This window comes from Enterobacter cloacae complex sp. 370H10 (assembly GCF_050031535.1).
GTDB lineage: Bacteria > Pseudomonadota > Gammaproteobacteria > Enterobacterales > Enterobacteriaceae > Enterobacter > Enterobacter intestinihominis.
On sequence record NZ_JBLGWG010000001.1, the window covers coordinates 832,804 to 852,803 of the forward strand.

At 54.7% G+C, this 20,000-nt stretch carries 18 protein-coding genes; 10 read left to right on the plus strand and 8 right to left on the minus strand.

Annotation, left to right across the window (positions count from 1 at the left end):
• Positions 1-85 precede the first annotated feature (85 nt).
• Positions 86-1,366, minus strand: coding sequence for a glutamate-1-semialdehyde 2,1-aminomutase (gene hemL / locus ACQG2Q_RS03900; protein ID WP_038415373.1), 1,281 nt, complete (start codon positions 1,364-1,366; stop codon positions 86-88).
• Positions 1,367-1,543: 177 nt separating this feature from the next.
• Between hemL and clcA the strand changes: the two genes are divergently transcribed.
• Together clcA and erpA are read left to right on the plus strand one after the other, a co-directional pair.
• Positions 1,544-2,944, plus strand: coding sequence for a H(+)/Cl(-) exchange transporter ClcA (gene clcA / locus ACQG2Q_RS03905; RefSeq protein ID WP_022647097.1), 1,401 nt, complete (start codon positions 1,544-1,546; stop codon positions 2,942-2,944).
• Positions 2,945-3,029: 85 nt separating this feature from the next.
• Positions 3,030-3,374, plus strand: a complete 345-nt coding sequence (gene erpA / locus ACQG2Q_RS03910) for an iron-sulfur cluster insertion protein ErpA (protein ID WP_003856230.1) — start codon at positions 3,030-3,032, stop codon at positions 3,372-3,374.
• Positions 3,375-3,431: 57 nt separating this feature from the next.
• Here erpA and ACQG2Q_RS03915 read toward each other — a convergent pair whose 3' ends face one another.
• The 3 genes from ACQG2Q_RS03915 to mtnN are packed head-to-tail and all read right to left on the minus strand — an operon-like array spanning position 3,432 to position 5,579.
• Positions 3,432-4,055: a TRIC cation channel family protein gene (locus ACQG2Q_RS03915; RefSeq protein WP_003856227.1), complete on the minus strand. Its 624-nt coding sequence runs from the start codon at positions 4,053-4,055 to the stop codon at positions 3,432-3,434.
• 23 nt (positions 4,056-4,078) lie between these two features.
• The gene (btuF, locus tag ACQG2Q_RS03920) at positions 4,079-4,888 is read right to left on the minus strand and encodes a vitamin B12 ABC transporter substrate-binding protein BtuF (RefSeq protein ID WP_023305464.1); all 810 of its coding nucleotides are present in this window, start codon (positions 4,886-4,888) and stop codon (positions 4,079-4,081) included.
• Positions 4,881-5,579: a 5'-methylthioadenosine/S-adenosylhomocysteine nucleosidase gene (gene mtnN / locus ACQG2Q_RS03925; protein WP_003856223.1), complete on the minus strand. Its 699-nt coding sequence runs from the start codon at positions 5,577-5,579 to the stop codon at positions 4,881-4,883. The genes btuF and mtnN overlap by 8 nt, the downstream gene beginning before the upstream one ends.
• An 82-nt stretch (positions 5,580-5,661) precedes the next feature.
• Here mtnN and dgt point away from each other — a divergent pair, with 82 nt between their 5' ends.
• From dgt to ACQG2Q_RS03940, 3 genes are all read left to right on the plus strand, one after another.
• The gene (gene dgt / locus ACQG2Q_RS03930) at positions 5,662-7,176 is read left to right on the plus strand and encodes a dGTPase (protein WP_023299363.1); all 1,515 of its coding nucleotides are present in this window, start codon (positions 5,662-5,664) and stop codon (positions 7,174-7,176) included.
• A gap of 132 nt (positions 7,177-7,308) precedes the next feature.
• Positions 7,309-8,739, plus strand: coding sequence for a serine endoprotease DegP (gene degP, locus ACQG2Q_RS03935; protein WP_023299364.1), 1,431 nt, complete (start codon positions 7,309-7,311; stop codon positions 8,737-8,739).
• A gap of 146 nt (positions 8,740-8,885) precedes the next feature.
• On the plus strand, positions 8,886-10,043 hold the full coding sequence (locus ACQG2Q_RS03940; RefSeq protein WP_426759065.1) for a CdaR family transcriptional regulator: 1,158 nt from the start codon (positions 8,886-8,888) through the stop codon (positions 10,041-10,043).
• A gap of 89 nt (positions 10,044-10,132) precedes the next feature.
• On the opposite strand, the gene ACQG2Q_RS03945 is transcribed toward ACQG2Q_RS03940, so the two are convergent.
• The 4 genes from ACQG2Q_RS03945 to map all read right to left on the minus strand — a co-directional run bounded on the left by ACQG2Q_RS03945 (position 10,133) and on the right by map (position 15,023).
• The gene (locus ACQG2Q_RS03945; protein ID WP_022647102.1) at positions 10,133-10,522 is read right to left on the minus strand and encodes a DUF3461 family protein; all 390 of its coding nucleotides are present in this window, start codon (positions 10,520-10,522) and stop codon (positions 10,133-10,135) included.
• Positions 10,523-10,633: 111 nt separating this feature from the next.
• On the minus strand, positions 10,634-11,458 hold the full coding sequence (gene dapD / locus ACQG2Q_RS03950; RefSeq protein ID WP_096216777.1) for a 2,3,4,5-tetrahydropyridine-2,6-dicarboxylate N-succinyltransferase: 825 nt from the start codon (positions 11,456-11,458) through the stop codon (positions 10,634-10,636).
• 32 nt (positions 11,459-11,490) lie between these two features.
• Entirely contained in the window at positions 11,491-14,166 is a 2,676-nt protein-coding gene (gene glnD / locus ACQG2Q_RS03955) for a bifunctional uridylyltransferase/uridylyl-removing protein GlnD (protein WP_032676702.1), read from the minus strand.
• Between the two features lie 62 nt (positions 14,167-14,228).
• On the minus strand, positions 14,229-15,023 hold the full coding sequence (gene map / locus ACQG2Q_RS03960) for a type I methionyl aminopeptidase (RefSeq protein ID WP_022647104.1): 795 nt from the start codon (positions 15,021-15,023) through the stop codon (positions 14,229-14,231).
• Between the two features lie 321 nt (positions 15,024-15,344).
• Between map and rpsB the strand changes: the two genes are divergently transcribed.
• The 5 genes from rpsB (at position 15,345) to ispC (ending at position 19,931) form a co-directional block, all read left to right on the plus strand.
• On the plus strand, positions 15,345-16,070 hold the full coding sequence (gene rpsB / locus ACQG2Q_RS03965) for a 30S ribosomal protein S2 (RefSeq protein ID WP_022647105.1): 726 nt from the start codon (positions 15,345-15,347) through the stop codon (positions 16,068-16,070).
• 117 nt (positions 16,071-16,187) lie between these two features.
• Positions 16,188-17,039, plus strand: a complete 852-nt coding sequence (gene tsf, locus ACQG2Q_RS03970) for a translation elongation factor Ts (protein WP_015572722.1) — start codon at positions 16,188-16,190, stop codon at positions 17,037-17,039.
• A gap of 149 nt (positions 17,040-17,188) precedes the next feature.
• Complete coding sequence (gene pyrH, locus ACQG2Q_RS03975) at positions 17,189-17,914, plus strand: UMP kinase (protein ID WP_008501910.1); 726 nt, start codon at positions 17,189-17,191, stop codon at positions 17,912-17,914.
• Positions 17,915-18,081: 167 nt separating this feature from the next.
• On the plus strand, positions 18,082-18,639 hold the full coding sequence (gene frr / locus ACQG2Q_RS03980; RefSeq protein ID WP_003856180.1) for a ribosome recycling factor: 558 nt from the start codon (positions 18,082-18,084) through the stop codon (positions 18,637-18,639).
• A gap of 92 nt (positions 18,640-18,731) precedes the next feature.
• Positions 18,732-19,931 (plus strand): 1-deoxy-D-xylulose-5-phosphate reductoisomerase, encoded by a 1,200-nt coding sequence (gene ispC / locus ACQG2Q_RS03985; protein ID WP_023299367.1) that lies wholly within the window; start codon positions 18,732-18,734, stop codon positions 19,929-19,931.
• Positions 19,932-20,000: the final 69 nt, after the last annotated feature.

Sequence of the window (20,000 nt, forward strand, 5' to 3'; positions counted from 1 at the left end):
ACGGCAATCCTTAGATTGCCGTTTCAGTGTTTGCTCCCTCTCCCTGTGGGCTGAGGGTTGGGGTGAGGGCATCAAGCCGCACATTTTACAGCTTCGCAAATACCTTACGCGCTGCGTCGATGGTGTTATTGATATCTTCTTCGCTGTGCGCCACGGACATAAAGCCCGCTTCAAACGCTGACGGGGCAAGATACACGCCTTCTCCCAGCATCAGGTGGAAGAAGCGTTTGAAGCGTTCCACGTCGCATTTCACCACGTCCTGATAGCAGGTCACGGTTTTCGCATCGGTGAAGAAAATCCCGAACATCCCGCCCACGTGGTTCACCACCAGTGGAATACCCGCATCTTCTGCGGCTTCCAGCAAACCGTTTGCCAGTTGCGTCGTCCGGTCCGTCAAGGTTTCGTGGATACCCGGCTGCGCCACTTCGGTCAGACAGGCAAAGCCCGCCGCCATCGCAATCGGGTTACCGGAGAGCGTACCCGCCTGGTAAACCGGACCGGTTGGCGCCAGCACGTCCATGACGTCCTTACGGCCGCCAAACGCGCCGACAGGCATGCCGCCGCCAATGATTTTGCCGAGGCAGGTCAGATCCGGCTCCACGCCATAATAAGACTGGGCACCCGCCAGCGCCACGCGGAAGCCGGTCATCACTTCGTCGATGATCAGCAGCGCGCCGAACTCATCGCACAGGGCGCGTAGGCCCGGCAGGAAATCCGGCTGCGGTGGGATACAGTTCATGTTGCCCGCAACTGGCTCAACGATGATGCAGGCGATCTCCTGCGGATACTGCTCGAACGCGGCGCGAACGGTGCTCAGGTCGTTATAGGTGCAGGTCAACGTGTGTTTCGCGAAATCAGCCGGCACCCCCGGGGAGTTCGGCTGGCCGAGGGTCAGCGCGCCGGAACCGGCTTTCACCAGCAGACAGTCGGCATGGCCGTGATAACAACCTTCGAACTTGATGATCTTGTCACGGCCGGTAAAACCGCGCGCCAGACGGATAGCGCTCATGGTCGCTTCGGTACCGGAGTTCACCATACGCACCATGTCCATCGTTGGCACCAGTTCGGTGACCAGCTCCGCCATTTTGACTTCCATCTCGGTTGGCGCGCCGAAGCTCAGGCCGCGCTGAGCGGCTTCAATCACCGCGTTGCGGATCGCCGGGTGGTTATGCCCCAGTACCATCGGGCCCCAGGAGCCGACGTAATCGACATAGGCTTTACCATCCACATCATACAGATATGCGCCATCCGCACGTTCGATAAACAGCGGGGTGCCACCCACGCCGGTAAAGGCGCGCACGGGTGAGTTCACGCCGCCTGGGATTAGCTCGCGGGCTGCGCTGTAGAGGTTTTCAGACTTGCTCATGGCGTCGTTCCTGGTTCGTAGAAATGAGTTAAGGCAACTATTCTAAGTGATTCGGAAGAGGTTATAAAATTTTTGCCCCATAGAAGGCTTAACAATTGTTAAGTATTTTTCAGGGGACGAGGGGATTGTCTCTGGTAGAATCCCTGCGGCCTTTTGTATGACGAAACAGAACAGGTAATGAACGAGAACACGCCTTCTTTTGAACAACAACAGTTTACGCGCGCGAAGCACCGGGTCAGTATCCGGCGGCTGCTCAACCGTGACAAAACCCCGTTAGCCATTCTGGTGGCAGCCGCCGTTGTGGGCACGCTGGCCGGGCTGGTAGGCGTCGCGTTTGAGAAAGCCGTCAATGCGGTGCTCAACTGGCGCATAGGCACCGTCGCCAGCTTCGCGGATCGTGAATGGCTGGTCTGGGTGTGGGCCTTTGGCCTTTCGGCCCTGTTTGCCATGGTGGGCTATTTTCTGGTGCGTAAATTCGCACCTGAAGCAGGTGGCTCGGGGATCCCTGAAATTGAGGGGGCGCTGGAAGAGCTACGCCCGGTTCGCTGGTGGCGCGTGCTTCCTGTGAAATTTATCGGCGGGATGGGAACGCTCGGAGCGGGCATGGTGCTCGGTCGGGAAGGACCAACGGTACAGCTGGGCGGTAACGTCGGGCGCATGGTCGGCGATCTGTTCCGTATGCGCAGCGCCGAAGCGCGCCATACGCTGCTGGCAACGGGGGCGGCGGCCGGGCTGTCTGCCGCGTTTAACGCGCCGCTGGCGGGTATCCTGTTTATCATTGAAGAGATGCGCGCCCAGTTCCGCTACAACCTGATCTCCATTAAAGCGGTGTTTACCGGCGTGATTATGTCGAGCATTGTCTTTCGCGTCTTTAACGGCGAAGGGGCGGTGATTGAAGTTGGCAAGCTAACCAATGCGCCGGTCAATACTTTGTGGCTGTATCTGATTCTTGGGATGATTTTTGGCGTCGTTGGCCCGCTTTTTAACACCCTGATTTTACGGGCGCAGGATATGTTTCAGCGCATCCATGGCGGAAATACCACGAAATGGGTGCTGGTGGGGGGCCTGCTTGGTGGCGTGTGCGGGATCCTCGGTTTTATCGAACCGAATGCGGCGGGCGGCGGTTTCGGTCTGATTCCCATTGCCGCGGCGGGGAATTTCAGCGTAGGCCTGCTGCTGTTTATGTTTATTTCACGCGTCATCACCACGGTATTGTGCTTCTCCTCTGGTGCCCCGGGCGGCATTTTCGCCCCGATGCTGGCGCTGGGGACGCTGCTGGGTACGGCGTTCGGGATGGCGGCGGCGGCGGGCTTCCCGGCCTACCATCTGGATGCGGGGACGTTTGCGGTTGCGGGAATGGGGGCGCTGCTGGCGGCCTCCCTGCGTGCGCCGCTGACCGGGATCGTGCTGGTGCTGGAAATGACCGACAATTACCAGCTCATTTTGCCAATGATCATTACCTGCCTCGGCGCGACACTATTAGCCCAATTCCTGGGTGGAAAACCGCTATACTCCACCATTCTTGCCCGTACCCTGGCGAAACAGGAAGCTGAACAGGCCCTGAAGCAGAATACTTGAATGAATTACCAGGGTATTAGATAATGACAAAAAGAATTGGGTGATTTTTACCCAATAGCAGTCGCAGTATTCATGGGAGCATAAGATGAGTGATGACGTAGCGTTGCCGCTGGAATTTACCGAAGCAGCAGCGAAAAAAGTGAAAACCCTGATTGCCGACGAGGACAATCCGGATCTGAAACTGCGTGTTTATATTACCGGCGGCGGCTGTAGTGGCTTCCAGTATGGTTTTACCTTTGACGACCAGGTTAACGATGGTGATATGACTATCGAAAAACAGGGCGTCGCGCTGGTGGTTGATCCGATGAGCCTGCAATATCTGGTGGGCGGTTCAGTGGACTACACTGAAGGTCTGGAAGGTTCGCGCTTTGTGGTGACTAACCCGAATGCGACCAGCACCTGCGGGTGTGGTTCTTCATTCAGTATTTAACCTGAATGCAAATTGTAGGCCCGGTAAGCGAAGCGCCACCGGGCTTATAAACGATACCTATCTTGAATTTTCATCCAGTGCAAACGTCGGCAGCTTCAGGTGCCAGCGTATCGCCGCTAAACGGATCACCAGCGTTACCACCATCCCCAGCATCGCCGCGTTTTCCAGCGGGACAGCAAAGGTATAATACGCCGTGGCGTGAACAATCCCCCCGATGATACAGGCCGTCGCGTAGATTTCCGTTCGCAGGATCATCGGGACTTCTCGCGCCAGAATGTCGCGAATAATCCCTCCGCCCACGCCGGTCAACACGCCCATACAGATCGCCACCAGCGGGCCAGTCCCGGCAATAAAGGCTTTATTCACGCCTATTCCCACAAAGACCGCCAGACCGACGGCATCCAGCACTGGCAATATCCATTTTGGTAGTCTGCGAGGCTGACGAACCAGCACGATGGTTAACAGGCAGGTGACCATCGCCACCACCAGATCCGTTGGATCTTTTACCCAGAATACCGGGCCGTTTGCCAGCGCCATATCGCGAATCGTTCCGCCGCCTACCGCCGTAACGACGCCGAGCACCAGTACGCCAAAAGGATCCATGCGTAGTTTTCCGGCAAGCAAAACGCCGGAGATAGCAAAAACGGCTGTGCCAAGAATATCCAGCCAATACACGAGCATCGTTAAATCCTCGAATAGGGTATTTATCTGTTTGAGTGACTCTCTGCCAGTTCGGCGCAGAGTTGTTTTGCGGCGAGGATAATACGCGGGCTGGCGCGTTCAAACCAGTCGCTGTTGAGTGCGATGACCGGAATTTTAAGCTGCCGATGCCAGAATTGTTCTATTTTAGGAATCTCGCTCGCATTTCCGACCACCACAATGGCCTGCGGTTGTCGCGCCAGAACCTGCTCACGACTGACCTGCGGCCAGGGGACCCGGCTTTCAGCAAAGATATTTTCACCTCCACAGATCTCAAGCACCTGGTTCTGGATCGAGCCTTTCCCGGTAGTGAACAGCGGCTGGCTGCCAAATTGCAGAAAAACGCGTTGTTTCGGTTGCGTGCCGTATCGGGTTTTTAGCGCAGCATAGTCGTTGAGCATCTGCTGTGCAGCGTGCTCGGCGCGTTGGGGGGTAGGGCTGAAGGGCGCGAGGTCACGGAGGGTTTGCGCCACCTGTTCGATGCTCACCGCATCTACCCATTTTACCGTTATTCCCAGCGAAGAGAGCTGGTCCACCTGTCGTTCGGCATTACCGCCGCGCCAGGCAAGAACCAGATCGGGCTTCAGCGCCACGATGCGTTCCAGGTTCATTCCCTGCCAGGTGGCAACCTGTTCGAGATGGGCGGCCTGCGGTGGATAATCGGAAAAGCTGCTCACCGCAACGGGCGTAATCCCGGCGGCAAACGCCAGTTCCGTATTGGCAGGGGAGAGTGTGATCACCCGCGGCGCGGCGATGAGCCAGGCCGGGGCGAGCAGAAGCAGGGCGACCAGCGCCCTGAATGACACCTTACCCACGCGCCAGTTTCTGCACCAGGGTTTCCACCATCACGGTGGACTGTTTGGCCGCAACGGCCAGGAACTCGTCGAAGCTGATGTGGGACTGCTGGTCCGCCACGTCAGAGATCGCGCGAACGACCACGAACGGCACGCTGAAGTTATGACACACGTGCGCAATGGCCGTGGCTTCCATCTCAACGGCCACAGCCTGCGGGAAGTTATGACGGATTTTCGCCAGACCAACAGAACCGTTGATAAAGGCATCGCCGCTGACGATCAGGCCACGCACCGCATTGAGGTTCAGCTCGTTAATGCAGCTTTCAGCGGCGGCAATCAGCTTATCATCCGCTTTAAACCCGGCCGGGCAGCCCGGAAGCTGACCATATTCGTAGCCGAATGCGGTGACGTCTGCATCGTGGTAACGCGCTTCGTCGGAAACCACGATATCGCCCACTTTCAGCGTCGGCGCCAGACCGCCCGCCGAACCTGTATTAATGATAACGTCAGGCTTGCAGCGCTCAAGCAGCAGGGTCGCGCCCAGTGCCGCTGCAACTTTACCGATGCCTGATTTCAGCAGAGCCACGTCAACGCCGTTCAGCTGGCCGGTGTAGATCTCACAGCCACCAAGGGAGAGGGTCTGACGGTTCTCAATTTTGTCACGCAGCAGCGTAACTTCTTCTTCCATTGCACCAATAATGCCGATTTTCATAGATTTACTCGCGATGTGCCTTGTTAAGATGCATAGTCTATCATGCGGTTAAGGGGAAACGCATTCTCACGCGGGGGAGCACATGGCACCAATCGATTTTCGCACCAAAATTAACTGGCACCGACGTTTCCGTTCGCCGCAGGGCGATAAGAGCGAACATGAGATCCTGCGCATTTTTGAAAGCGATCGCGGACGCATCATCAATTCGCCCGCCATCCGCCGGTTACAGCAAAAAACCCAGGTGTTCCCGCTGGAGCGTAACGCTGCGGTGCGTACGCGGTTAACGCACTCCATGGAAGTGCAGCAGGTGGGGCGCTACATTGCGAAAGAGATCCTCAGCCGTCTCAAAGAGCAACGTCTGCTGGAAACCTACGGGCTGGATGAACTGACCGGGCCGTTCGAAAGCATCGTTGAGATGGCCTGCCTGATGCACGATATCGGCAATCCTCCCTTTGGTCATTTCGGCGAGGCCGCCATCAATGACTGGTTTAAACAGCGGCTTTTTCCCTCTGACGCCATAAGCCAGCCGCTCAGCGATGACCGCTGTGTGGTACGCGATTTACGCCTGCGTGAGGGCGAAGATAGCCTGAACGATCTGCGCCGCAAGGTGCGTCAGGATCTGTGTCATTTCGAAGGTAACGCGCAGGGGATCCGTCTGGTGCACTCCCTGATGCGCATGAATCTGACCTGGGCGCAGGTGGGCTGTATTCTCAAATACACGCGTCCCGCGTGGTGGATGGGGGAAACGCCTGCCACCCATAGCTACCTGATGAAAAAACCGGGCTATTACCTGTCGGAAGAAGCGTACATTGAACGGTTGCGTAAAGAACTTTCGCTAACGCCGAATGGCCGTTTTCCATTGACGTGGATTATGGAAGCGGCTGATGACATTTCTTATTGCGTGGCCGATCTGGAAGATGCAGTGGAAAAAAGAATATTCAGCGTCGAGGAGCTGTATCAGCATCTTCACGATGCCTGGGGAGAGCATGAAAAAGGTTCTCTGTTTGCACAGGTCGTCGAGAATGCCTGGGATAAATCGCGTTCAAATTCGCTGAGCCGCAGTACCGAAGATCAGTTCTTTATGTATTTGCGGGTCAATACGCTGAATAAACTGGTGCCGTATGCGGCCGCCCGTTTCATTGATAATTTGCCGATGATATTTAGCGGGGAATTTAATCACGCCCTGCTGGAAGATGAGAGCAGTTTTAGTCAGCTGCTTGAATTATATAAAAACGTGGCTGTTCGCCATGTTTTCAGCCACCCGGATGTCGAACAGCTGGAGCTGCAAGGATACCGGGTTATCAGCGGGTTGCTGGAAATTTATGGCCCGCTGCTCCAGCTGACGGTCGATGAGTTTTGCGAGCTGGTCGAAAATGAACGTGTTCGCCGCCTGCCGATTGAATCTCGTCTCTATCAGAAGCTTTCAACCCGTCACCGGCTGGCATACATTGAGGCCGTCAGTAAAATAGATCGTCATTCTTCCCAATGGCCAGTCATGGAATATTATTATCGCTGTCGTCTTATCCAGGACTATATCAGCGGGATGACAGATTTGTATGCCTGGGATGAATACCGCAAGCTTATGGCCGTTGAATAAGCCATGAGTTTTGTAAAGACGACCAATAAATTTTTACTTTTTCCATAAACTTAATCCCGGAACTAAGCGGTATAAAACGAATCTGAGTTACACAGCAATTTTGCGTTATCTGGTAAATCGAGATTGAGAAACATGAAAAAAACCACATTAGCAATGAGTGCACTGGCTCTGAGTTTAGGTTTAGCGTTGTCCCCTCTGGCGACGGCGGCCGAGACAGCTTCCTCGGCAGCGACTGCACAGCAGATGCCAAGCCTGGCCCCGATGCTCGAAAAAGTGATGCCATCGGTGGTGAGTATTAACGTTGAGGGCAGCACAACCGTCAATACGCCGCGTATGCCGCGTAATTTCCAGCAGTTCTTCGGCGACAATTCGCCATTCTGCCAGGACGGTTCGCCATTCCAGAGCTCCCCGTTCTGTCAGGGCGGCGCAGGGGATGACGGTCAGGGCGGCGGCCAGCAGCAGAAATTCATGGCACTCGGCTCGGGCGTTATTATTGATGCAGCGAAAGGCTACGTGGTGACCAATAACCACGTGGTAGATAATGCTAACACCATTAAGGTTCAGATGAGCGATGGCCGTAAATTCGATGCCAAAGTGGTCGGTAAAGACCCGCGCTCCGATATCGCACTGATTCAAATTCAGGATCCGAAGAACCTGACGGCGATTAAGCTTGCCGACTCTGACGCGCTGCGCGTGGGTGACTACACTGTCGCCATCGGTAACCCGTTTGGTCTGGGCGAAACCGTGACCTCGGGTATCGTCTCCGCGCTGGGACGTAGCGGCCTGAATGCGGAAAACTATGAAAACTTCATCCAGACGGATGCGGCCATTAACCGTGGTAACTCCGGCGGTGCGCTGGTTAACCTGAACGGTGAACTGATCGGTATCAACACCGCTATCCTGGCACCGGACGGTGGCAACATCGGTATCGGCTTTGCTATCCCGAGCAACATGGTGAAAAACCTGACTGCGCAGATGGTGCAATATGGACAGGTGAAACGCGGTGAGCTGGGTATCATGGGGACCGAGCTGAACTCCGAGCTGGCGAAAGCGATGAAAGTGGACGCTCAGCGCGGCGCATTCGTGAGCCAGGTCATGCCGAACTCTTCAGCGGCGAAAGCCGGCATTAAAGCGGGTGACGTGATCACCTCTCTGAACGGTAAACCGATCAGCAGCTTTGCCGCCCTGCGTGCGGAAGTGGGTTCTATGCCAATCGGCAGTAAAGTGACCCTCGGCCTGCTGCGTGAAGGTAAGCCAGTTAACGTGAGCCTGGAACTGCAACAGAGCAGTCAGAATCAGGTGGATTCCAGCACCATCTTCAGCGGTATTGAAGGTGCTGAGATGAGCAACAAAGGGGCAGATAAAGGCGTGGTGGTGAACAACGTGAAAGCGAACTCACCTGCTGCCCGTATCGGCCTGAAAAAAGGTGATGTGATCATGGGCGCTAACCAGCAGCCGGTGAAAAACATCGCTGAACTGCGCAAAATTCTCGACAGCAAGCCGTCCGTGCTGGCACTGAATATTCAGCGTGGTGATACCTCTATTTATCTCCTGATGCAGTAATCTTCTTAAGCCCCTGTACGCAGGGGCTTTCTTTTTTCTGTGACCTTTCCCACAACTCCATACATCTCTCTCTGCCTTTGGGCATCTGCACAATGCAGCCTTAGCTGAACTTCCCTATGCTTGAGCTCTGCTCACGGGAGGGTTATATGGCTGGCTGGCATCTTGATACCAAAATGGCGCAGGATATCGTGGCGCGCACCATGCGAATCATCGATACCAATATCAACGTAATGGACGCCCGAGGGCGCATTATCGGCAGCGGCGATCGTGAGCGTATTGGTGAATTGCACGAAGGGGCGTTGCAGGTGCTCTCTCAGGGGCGCGTGGTCGACATTGATGACGCCGTGGCGAAACATCTGCACGGGGTCCGTCAGGGGATCAACCTGCCGCTGCGTCTGGAAGGAGAGATTGTTGGCGTTATCGGTCTGACCGGCGATCCTGAATCGCTGCGTAAATACGGCGAGCTGGTCTGCATGACGGCGGAGATGATGCTGGAGCAGTCGCGTCTGATGCACCTGCTCGCCCAGGACAGCCGCCTGCGTGAAGAGCTGGTGATGAATTTGATCCAGGCGGAGGAGCACACGCCTGCCCTGAGCGAGTGGGCGCAGCGTCTGGGTATCGACCTGAATCAGCCGCGCGTGGTCGCCGTTATTGAGGTGGATAGCGGCCAGCTTGGCGTGGACAGCGCCATGGTGGAGCTACAGCAGCTGCAAAATATGCTGGCGACGCCGGAGCGAAACAACCTGGTGGCAATCGTCTCTTTGACGGAAATGGTGGTGCTCAAGCCTGCGCTTAATCAGTTTGGCCGCTGGGACGCGGAAGATCATCGTCGCCGCGTTGAGCTGCTCATCGAGCGCATGAAGGAGAACGGACAGCTCCGTTTTCGCGTCGCGCTGGGAAATTACTTTACCGGGCCGGGAAGTATCGCCCGTTCATGGCGAACGGCGCGCACTACCATGATGGTGGGTAAACAGCGCATGCCGGAGAGCCGCAGTTATTTCTATCAGGATCTGATGCTGCCGGTTCTGCTCGACAGCCTGCGCGGTGGCTGGCAGGCCAACGAGCTGGCGCGCCCGCTTGTGCGTCTGAAAGCGATGGACAACAACGGGCTGCTGCGCCGCACGTTGCAGGCGTGGTTCCGGCATAACGTGCAGCCGCTGGCAACGTCAAAAGCGCTGTTTATTCACCGTAATACGCTGGAGTATAGGTTAAACCGGATCTCGGAACTGACGGGGCTGGATTTAGGGAATTTTGACGACCGGCTACTGCTGTATGTGGCGTTGCAGCTGGATGAACAAAGATGATGCTGTTTGCCGCGTGGCGGCTTCGCCTTACCCGGCCTACATGCGTTCGTAGGCCCGGTAAGCGAAGCGCCACCGGGCAATAAAACGGCTCATTTGTTACGCGTCAATTTCTCAAGATCAGCTTCAATTTCGCTGATCTTATGGGTAACAACACTTTCCAGGTGACGCAGGTCGTCAAGGATCTTACGTTTCAGATCGACTTCGCTGCGATCGCGCTGGCAGATTTGATCGAGTTCGTCGATAACGTAGCGCAGGTTAGGGCTGATTTCCTGTACTTCTTTATATCCCTGACCGATACCGTCAGCGACAACGGTCTTACGCTGGCGTGGGTATTTAAATTTCACGCTTTTGGCGAAGAACTCTCCTTTGTCCTTGTGAAAATAGATTTTCAAAATATCGTTATTGGCTTCCTGGCGGAGACTATAACGATCAATTTCATCAGGATTGGTAATGCCCAGACTTTTCAGATTATCGTACATAGCGGTACCCTTGATCTCAACATAACCTATGAATAATTAACGAAAAAATCTATTTTCGCCACCTTCGGATATAAAAAAAGCGGGGTTGCCCCCGCTTTTTGTTATACCCGATTAATCGATGGTGCGCAGCAGTTCATTGATGCCCACTTTACCGCGCGTTTTCGTATCCACTTTTTTCACGATGACCGCGCAGTACAGGCTGTATTTGCCATCTTTAGACGGCAGGTTGCCGGAAACCACAACGGAACCGGCTGGAACGCGGCCGTAGTGAATTTCACCGGTTTCGCGATCGTAAATACGGGTGCTCTGGCCAATGTACACGCCCATTGAGATCACAGAACCTTCTTCGACGATCACGCCTTCAACCACTTCGGAACGTGCGCCGATGAAGCAGTTGTCTTCGATGATGGTTGGGTTAGCCTGAAGTGGCTCCAGAACGCCACCAATGCCGACGCCGCCGGACAGGTGAACATTTTTACCGATCTGCGCGCAGGAGCCGACGGTAGCCCAGGTGTCCACCATGGTGCCTTCGTCAACGTAGGCGCCGATGTTCACGTAGGATGGCATCAGCACGGTGTTGCGTGCGATGTATGCACCCTGACGAACGGCTGCGGGTGGTACTACGCGGAAGCCCTCTTTCTGGAAGCGCGCTTCGTCGTAATCCGCAAATTTCATTGGCACTTTATCGAAGTAGCGGCTTTCTGCTCCGTCGATAACCTGGTTATCGTTGATACGGAAAGAGAGCAGCACAGCTTTCTTCAGCCATTGATGAGTAACCCACTGACCGTCGATTTTTTCTGCCACGCGCAGCGCGCCGGAATCCAGCAGGGAAATAACCTGGTTTACCGCTTCACGGGTCACGGTATCCACATTTGCCGGAGTGATGTCGGCGCGACGCTCAAAAGCGGACTCAATAACGTTCTGTAACTGCTGCATTGTTTACTCTTTCCATTTCACTAAAAAACACGTCACCCTTTATCGTTTGGATTGAGGGCTGCTGTCAACCGTTGTTGCACTTCAAGTTGCAGGTCATTATTAAGGGCACGCCGGTCGGCCGTCGCGATTATAAATAAATCTTCTACTCGTTCGCCAATGGTTGTAATTCGGGCGCCGTGAAGCGAAATTCCCAGATCGGCAAAAACCTGGCCGACGCGGGCGAGCAGCCCTGGCTGGTCGAGCGCAATCAGCTCAAGGAACGATTTACGGTCGGTATGGGTCGGCAGGAAATTGACCTCGGTATCGACGGTAAAGTGGCGCAGTTTTGCTGGCTGACGTCGCGGCTGCGGAGGTTGCCAGCTGCGCTGCGTAATCGCCTGCTCGAGGCCAAAGCGTATCCCCTCATGCCTGTCCGACGACAGCGGGCTGCCATCCGGCTCCAGTACAATAAAGGTGTCCATCGCCATGCCGTCGCGGGTGGTAAAAATCTGCGCGTCGTGAACGCTCAGGTTACGCCTGTCCAGTTCGGCGCAGACCGCCGCAAACAAATAAGGCCGGTCCGGGCTCCAGATAAAGATCTCCGTCCCGCCACGCGTGGCCTGCGGGCTGAGCAGAATCATTGGTTTCGTCAGGTCGTGCTTCAGCAGATGCCGGGCGTGCCAGGCAAGCTGGTTTGGGCTGTGGCGCACAAAGTAGTTGGCGCGACAGCGCGCCCAAATCTGATGTAGTGCCTCTTCGTTAATGTTATCCATGCGCAACAGGGCAAGCGCCTGCAACTGGTGGTGGCGCACGCGCTCGCGCATATCCGGGGTGTTCTGCATCCCGCGACGCAGCTGTTTTTCGGTGGCGAAGTACAGTTCGCGCAGCAGGCTCTGCTTCCAGCTGTTCCACAGGGTTTCGTTGGTAGCGCAGATATCGGCTACCGTCAGGCAGACCAGGTAGCGCAGGCGGTTCTCCGTTTGCACTTCCTCGGCGAACTGTTTGATCACTTCCGGATCCTGAATATCACGACGCTGAGCGGTAACCGACATCAGCAGATGATGGCGAACCAGCCAGGCAATAAGCTGCGTCTCACGTGAGTTCAGGCCGTGCAGCTCGGCAAATTTCAGCACGTCCTGGGCACCGAGTACGGAGTGGTCGCCGCCGCGACCTTTGGCGATATCATGGAACAGGGCGGCGATCAGGATCAGTTCGGGGTGAGAGAGGCGCGGCCACAAATCAACGCACAGCGGATGGCGGGATCGCGTCTCTTCTCTGGCAAAACTTTCCAGCTTCAGCATGACGCGGATCGTGTGCTCATCCACCGTATAGGCGTGAAACAGGTCGAACTGCATCTGCCCGACAATATGCGACCACTGTGGCATATAGGCCCACAATACACTGTGTCGGTGCATCGGCAGCAGACCGCGGCTGACGGCGCCCGGATGACGAAGCATGCTCAGGAATAGCGAGCGCGCCTCCGGGATGTAACACAGCGGCTGCTTCAGATGACGCCGCGCGTGGCGTAAATGGCGAAGGGTGGTGGAGTAGATCCCGGTGATCGTGCTGTTGCGCACCATGGTATAGAACATTCGCAGGATCGCTTCCGGTTCGCGGATGAACAGCGTTTCGTCGCGAAGATCGATCAGCGTGCCGCGCAGCTGAAATTCGTCATCAATCGGACGCGGTTTTTCGTCTGCCGTCAGCGCGAGGATCGCCTCATCGAACAGCTGTAACAGCATCTGGTTCAGCTCAGAGACGCGGCGAGTGACGCGGAAGAAATCCTTCATCATTTGCTCGACCGGCTCGTTGCCCTCGCCCTGGTAATTCAGGCGCTGCGCCACGCTAAGCTGCCGGTCAAACAGCAGGCGGTTATCGTAGCGGGTGACCTCCAGGTGCAGCGCAAAACGGATGCGCCAGAGCAGATGCAGGCACTCGTTGAGTTCGTTACGTTCGGCTTCGGTCAGAAAACCAAAACCGACCATTTCGTCCAGCGAGGTGGCCCCAAAATGGCGACGGGCGACCCATTGCAGCGTGTGGATATCGCGCAGGCCACCGGGGCTGCTTTTAATATCCGGTTCGAGATTATAGCTGGTGCCGTGATAGCGCTGGTGGCGCTGGTTTTGTTCTTCGACTTTCGCGGCGAAGAATTTTTCTGAAGGCCAGAAGCCGTCGCTAAAGATGTGCTTTTGCAGTTCGAGGAACAGCGCCACGTCGCCAATCAGCAGGCGGGTTTCAATTAAATTGGTGGCGACGGTCAGGTCAGATAACCCTTCCAGCAGACACTCTTCCAGCGTGCGCACGCTGTGACCCACTTCCAGCTTCACGTCCCAGAGCAGGGTCAACAGCTCACCGATTTTCTGCGCCCGATCGTCCGGCAGTTTTTTACGGCTTAAGATTAGCAGGTCGATATCAGAGAGCGGATGCAGTTCACCCCGGCCATATCCGCCGACAGCAACCAGCGCGACGTCGCTCACCTGCCCGAAACCGTAGTCGATCCACAGACGTTGCAGGAGCTGGTCGATAAATTCGGTGCGCGCTTCAATGAGCTGTTCGGCTGAGACGCCTGCATCAAATGCGCTACCCAGCCAGCGATGGAAAACCGCCATATGGGATTTGATATGTGCGCAGGTCAGCTCATGCGGTGGCCAGACGCCCGGGTTATCAGGCTGGTCGGGGAGGGTGGGAAGTGCTGTGTTAGCATACTGTTCGGGTAAGAGATTACTCATCGTGCGCCACCCATAAGAAAAAGCTATCGCCATTAAAAAAGCCGGCATTCGCCGGCTTCTTATCACTCAATGTTCGTCAGTATCGCCGGGATGGTGTCATCCTTGCGCAACGTCATAATTTCGCAGCCGTTGTCTGTAACCACAATAGTATGCTCGTACTGGGCAGACAAGCTTCTGTCTTTGGTTTTTACCGTCCAGCCATCTTTCATGGTACGGATGCGGTAATCGCCCGCGTTGACCATTGGCTCAATAGTGAAGGTCATGCCCTTTTGCAGCACTACGCCACCGTCGTCTGCATCATAGTGCAGAACTTGCGGTTCTTCATGGAACACACGACCAATACCGTGACCGCAATATTCACGCACCACGGAGAAACCTTCCGCTTCCACAAACTTCTGGATTGCGGCGCCGATGGTGCGCAGGCGGATGCCTGGCTTCACCATTTTCAGCGCCAGGTAGAGGCTGTCCTGGGTGACTTTACACAGGCGCTCGCCCAGAATCGTTGGCTTGCCAACGATGAACATCTTAGAGGTGTCACCGTGGTAGTCGTCTTTAATGACGGTCACGTCGATGTTGACGATATCGCCATCTTTCAGCAGCTTCTCGTCATCCGGAATGCCGTGGCAAACCACTTCATTAATAGAGATGCAGACGGATTTTGGAAAACCGTGATAGCCAAGGCAGGCGGAGACCGCGTGCTGCTCGTTGACGATATAGTCGTTACAGATGCGATCCAGTTCGCCAGTGCTGACGCCCGGTTTCACAAACGGTTCGATCATTTCCAGCACGTCAGCGGCCAGACGACCGGCGACGCGCATCTTTTCAATTTCTTCAGGTGTCTTAATAGAGATAGCCATGTAATCTGTCCATCGGTGTCGATTTTTTCGACAATACTAGTGTAAGTGTTGTCAATGGTATCAGTCAGGCGCACCCCGTGCCAAATTGAGAATCATTAACAGCACACTCCGCCAACAATTATTGGTTTCTGGCCGTGTTTTGTGATATAAAGCGCGCCGGACTTCCGATCCATCTCAGATACACAGGCTGGACGGGAGCGACAAATCTCACTTTGTGTAACAACACACACGTATCGGCACATATTCCGGGGTGCCCTTCGGGGTCGGTAATATGGGATACGTGGAGGCATAACCCCAACTTTCAATATAGAGGTTTTAAACATGGCAACTGTTTCCATGCGCGACATGCTCAAGGCTGGTGTTCACTTCGGTCACCAGACCCGTTACTGGAACCCGAAAATGAAGCCTTTCATCTTCGGCGCACGTAACAAAGTTCACATCATCAACCTTGAGAAGACTGTACCAATGTTCAACGAAGCCCTGGCTGAGCTGAGCAAGATCTCTTCCCGTAAAGGTAAGATTCTGTTCGTTGGTACTAAGCGCGCTGCAAGCGAAGCTGTGAAAGATGCTGCTAACAGCTGCGACCAGTTCTTCGTGAACCATCGCTGGTTGGGCGGCATGCTGACCAACTGGAAAACTGTTCGTCAGTCCATCAAGCGCCTGAAAGATCTGGAAACCCAGTCTCAGGACGGTACTTTCGATAAGCTGACTAAGAAAGAAGCGCTGATGCGCACTCGTGAACTGGACAAGCTGGAAAACAGCCTGGGCGGTATCAAAGATATGGGCGGCCTGCCAGACGCGCTGTTCGTAATCGATGCAGACCACGAGCACATCGCAATCAAAGAAGCTAACAACCTGGGTATCCCGGTATTCGCTATCGTTGATACCAACTCCGATCCGGACGGTGTTGACTTCGTTATCCCGGGTAACGACGACGCAATCCGTGCTGTTAGCCTGTACCTGAGCGCTGTAGCTGCTACCGTTCGTGAAGGCCGTTCCCAGGATCTGGCTTCTCAGGCGGAAGAAAGCTTCGTAGAAGCTGAATAATAAGGTTTTACCCCTTATTAGTACCGTGTATGAATAGGGGCCCATTATCGGCCCCTTTTTTCAATTTATACTGTTTGGCTCCCGGCCGGGCAGTTCACATCTCCCGAGGATTTAAGAATGGCTGAAATTACCGCATCCCTGGTAAAAGAGCTGCGTGAGCGTACTGGCGCAGGCATGATGGATTGCAAAAAAGCGCTGACCGAAGCGAACGGCGACATCGAGCTGGCAATCGAAAACATGCGTAAATCCGGTGCGATCAAAGCAGCTAAGAAAGCAGGCAACGTTGCTGCTGACGGCGTGATCATCACCAAAATCGACGGCAACTACGGCATCATTCTGGAAGTTAACTGCCAGACTGACTTCGTTGCTAAAGATGCTGGTTTCCAGGCATTTGCTAACAAAGTTCTGGACGCAGCGGTTGCAGGCAAAATCACTGACGTTGAAGTGCTGAAAGCACAGTTCGAAGAAGAGCGTGTTGCGCTGGTTGCTAAAATCGGTGAGAACATCAACATCCGTCGCGTTTCTTCCCTGGAAGGCGATGTTCTGGGCTCTTACCAGCACGGCGCGCGTATCGGTGTTCTGGTTGCGGCTAAAGGCGCTGACGAAGAGCTGGTTAAACAGCTGGCAATGCACATCGCTGCAAGCAAACCAGAATTCGTTAAGCCAGAAGACGTGTCTGCTGAAGTGGTAGAGAAAGAGTACCAGGTTCAGCTGGACATCGCGATGCAGTCTGGTAAGCCAAAAGAAATCGCAGAGAAAATGGTTGAAGGCCGCATGAAGAAATTCACCGGCGAAGTTTCTCTGACTGGCCAGCCTTTCGTAATGGATCCAAGCAAGTCTGTTGCTCAGCTGCTGAAAGAGCACAACGCTGACGTGACTGGCTTCATCCGCTTCGAAGTGGGCGAAGGCATCGAGAAAGTTGAGACTGACTTCGCAGCAGAAGTTGCTGCCATGTCCAAGCAGTCTTAATGATTGAAAAGGAGCCGCCTGAGGGCGGCTTCTTTTTGTCACCCGTCTCACGAAATCAGACAGGCTCCAGTATCGCTGTGCTGATATGCGACATATCATGTCGCCAGAATTAACCCCATCTTAATCGTTGACAGTCTCAGGAAAGAAACATGGCTACCAATGCAAAACCCGTGTACAAACGCATTCTGCTTAAGCTGAGTGGCGAAGCGCTGCAAGGATCGGAAGGCTTCGGTATTGACGCAAGCATCCTTGATCGCATGGCACAGGAAATCAAAGAACTGGTCGAACTGGGTATTCAGGTTGGCGTGGTCATTGGCGGTGGCAACCTTTTCCGTGGTGCTGGTCTGGCGAAAGCGGGGATGAACCGCGTAGTGGGCGACCACATGGGGATGCTGGCAACCGTGATGAATGGCCTGGCGATGCGTGATGCGCTTCATCGCGCCTATGTGAACGCTCGCCTGATGTCCGCTATTCCTTTGAATGGCGTATGCGATAACTACAGCTGGGCAGAGGCTATCAGCCTGCTGCGCAACAACCGCGTGGTGATCCTCTCCGCCGGTACGGGTAACCCGTTCTTTACCACCGATTCCGCAGCCTGCCTGCGCGGTATCGAAATCGAAGCCGATGTGGTGCTGAAAGCGACCAAAGTAGATGGCGTGTTTACTGCCGACCCGGCAAAAGATCCTTCAGCGACCATGTACGATCAGCTGAGCTACAGCGAAGTGCTGGATAAAGAGCTGAAAGTGATGGATCTTGCCGCCTTCACGCTGGCTCGCGACCATAAACTGCCGATCCGTGTTTTCAACATGAACAAGCCTGGCGCGCTGCGTCGCGTCGTGATGGGCGAAAAAGAAGGCACTTTGATCACGGAATAATTTCCGTCGGCGATAAATACAGGTAAGATTCCGCTTTACTTTGTAGTGGTATCTTACCTGGACGCGCCTTTGGCGCTGTCATGAATTAAACGCGACTATACTTAGCACACCTGTAGCGCTGTGCTGGCGGATAGTCTGCCTGAGACAAGTTTTCAAGGATTCGTATCGTGATTAACGACATCAGAAAAGATGCTGAAGTACGCATGGACAAATGCGTAGAAGCGTTCAAAAACCAAATCAGCAAAATCCGTACTGGCCGTGCTTCCCCAAGCCTGCTGGATGGCATCATCGTAGAATACTACGGTACGCCTACGCCACTGCGTCAGCTGGCGAGCGTGACGGTAGAAGATACCCGTACCCTGAAAATCAACGTGTTCGATCGCTCAATGAGCCCGGCCGTTGAAAAAGCGATCATGGCATCTGACCTGGGTCTGAACCCAAGCTCAGCGGGCGCGGATATTCGCGTTCCACTGCCTCCGCTGACGGAAGAGCGTCGTAAAGACCTGATCAAAGTCGTTCGCGGTGAAGCAGAGCAGGGTCGCGTTTCCGTGCGTAACGTGCGTCGCGATGCGAACGATAAAGTGAAAGCCCTGCTGAAAGAAAAAGAGATCAGCGAAGACGACGATCGTCGTTCTCAGGACGACATTCAGAAAATGACCGACGCGGCGATCAAGAAAATTGATGCGGCGCTGGCAGAAAAAGAAGCGGAACTGATGCAGTTCTGATTTTCGCTATACACTGATAAACGCCGTTCAGAAGGACATTGAGTCTTGCTGGCGGCGTTTTGCTTTTATCTGGTCTAACTTTTGGGCATCTCATGAAGCATCTCACTCTCCTCGGCTCGACCGGCTCTATCGGTTGCAGCACTCTCGACGTCGTACGTCATAATCCCGACAGCTACACCGTGACCGCACTTGTGGCCGGAAAAAACGTGCAGCGAATGGTCGAACAGTGCATGGAGTTTACCCCTCGTTTTGCGGTGATGGATGATGAAGAGAGCGCCCGCCAGGTGAAAGCGCTGTTGCAGGAGAAGGGCTGTCGTACCGAAGTGCTCAGCGGGCAACAGGCGGCTTGCGATATGGCCTCGCTTGATGAAGTTGATCAGGTAATGGCGGCAATCGTCGGGGCGGCGGGTCTTCTGCCGACGCTTGCCGCTATTGATGCGGGAAAAGATGTTCTGCTTGCAAATAAAGAGTCGCTGGTCACCTGCGGACGCCTTTTTATGGAGGCGGTAAAACAGCGTGGGGCGCGTCTTTTGCCGGTCGATAGCGAGCACAACGCGATTTTTCAGAGTTTACCCCAACCTTTTCAACAAAACCTGGGGTACGCTGACCTGGAGCAGAATGGCGTTGTGTCGATTCTGCTTACCGGGTCTGGTGGCCCGTTCCGTGAAACGCCACTGTCTGAATTGAGCGCAATGACGCCGGATCAGGCGTGTCGTCATCCGAATTGGTCAATGGGGCGTAAGATCTCCGTCGATTCGGCCACCATGATGAATAAAGGTCTGGAATACATTGAAGCTCGCTGGCTGTTCAATGCGTCGGCGAAACAGATGGAAGTGCTGATCCACCCGCAGTCGGTGATTCACTCGATGGTGCGCTATCAGGACGGCAGCGTGCTGGCCCAGTTGGGCGAGCCGGATATGCGTACGCCTATTGCTCATACGATGGCGTGGCCAAACCGCGTAAAATCGGGCGTTAAGCCTCTCGATTTTTGCAAGCTGAGTTCACTGACGTTTAGCGAGCCTGATTACGACCGTTATCCCTGCCTGAAACTGGCGATGACGGCCTTCGATCAGGGGCAGGCGGCGACAACGGCGCTTAATGCAGCCAATGAAGTGACCGTTGAAGCATTCCTGAATCAGCAGATCCGCTTTACTGATATCGCCGCGTTGAATTTATCCGTGCTGGAGATGATGGATTTGCGTGAGCCGCAGAGTGTGGAAGAGGTGCTGGCCGTGGATGAACAGGCACGTATTGTTGCGCGTAAACAGGTGACACGTCTCGCAAGCTGGTGATAAAGCAAGCACTAGTCGTCGTGCTATTTGTTAGCGTTGGGCTTCAGTGATATAGTCTGCGCCACCTGA

Coding starts and splice junctions, on each gene's coding strand:
- dapD (WP_096216777.1), bottom strand. CDS start 11,458: ATGCAGCAGTTACAGAACGTTATTGAGTCCGCTTTTGAGCGTCGCGCC.
- degP (WP_023299364.1), top strand. CDS start 7,309: ATGAAAAAAACCACATTAGCAATGAGTGCACTGGCTCTGAGTTTAGGT.
- ispC (WP_023299367.1), top strand. CDS start 18,732: ATGAAGCATCTCACTCTCCTCGGCTCGACCGGCTCTATCGGTTGCAGC.
- ACQG2Q_RS03945 (WP_022647102.1), bottom strand. CDS start 10,522: ATGTACGATAATCTGAAAAGTCTGGGCATTACCAATCCTGATGAAATT.
- clcA (WP_022647097.1), top strand. CDS start 1,544: ATGAACGAGAACACGCCTTCTTTTGAACAACAACAGTTTACGCGCGCG.
- map (WP_022647104.1), bottom strand. CDS start 15,023: ATGGCTATCTCTATTAAGACACCTGAAGAAATTGAAAAGATGCGCGTC.
- hemL (WP_038415373.1), bottom strand. CDS start 1,366: ATGAGCAAGTCTGAAAACCTCTACAGCGCAGCCCGCGAGCTAATCCCA.
- tsf (WP_015572722.1), top strand. CDS start 16,188: ATGGCTGAAATTACCGCATCCCTGGTAAAAGAGCTGCGTGAGCGTACT.
- dgt (WP_023299363.1), top strand. CDS start 5,662: ATGGCACCAATCGATTTTCGCACCAAAATTAACTGGCACCGACGTTTC.
- glnD (WP_032676702.1), bottom strand. CDS start 14,166: ATGAGTAATCTCTTACCCGAACAGTATGCTAACACAGCACTTCCCACC.
- rpsB (WP_022647105.1), top strand. CDS start 15,345: ATGGCAACTGTTTCCATGCGCGACATGCTCAAGGCTGGTGTTCACTTC.
- ACQG2Q_RS03915 (WP_003856227.1), bottom strand. CDS start 4,055: ATGCTCGTGTATTGGCTGGATATTCTTGGCACAGCCGTTTTTGCTATC.
- erpA (WP_003856230.1), top strand. CDS start 3,030: ATGAGTGATGACGTAGCGTTGCCGCTGGAATTTACCGAAGCAGCAGCG.
- mtnN (WP_003856223.1), bottom strand. CDS start 5,579: ATGAAAATCGGCATTATTGGTGCAATGGAAGAAGAAGTTACGCTGCTG.
- ACQG2Q_RS03940 (WP_426759065.1), top strand. CDS start 8,886: ATGGCTGGCTGGCATCTTGATACCAAAATGGCGCAGGATATCGTGGCG.
- pyrH (WP_008501910.1), top strand. CDS start 17,189: ATGGCTACCAATGCAAAACCCGTGTACAAACGCATTCTGCTTAAGCTG.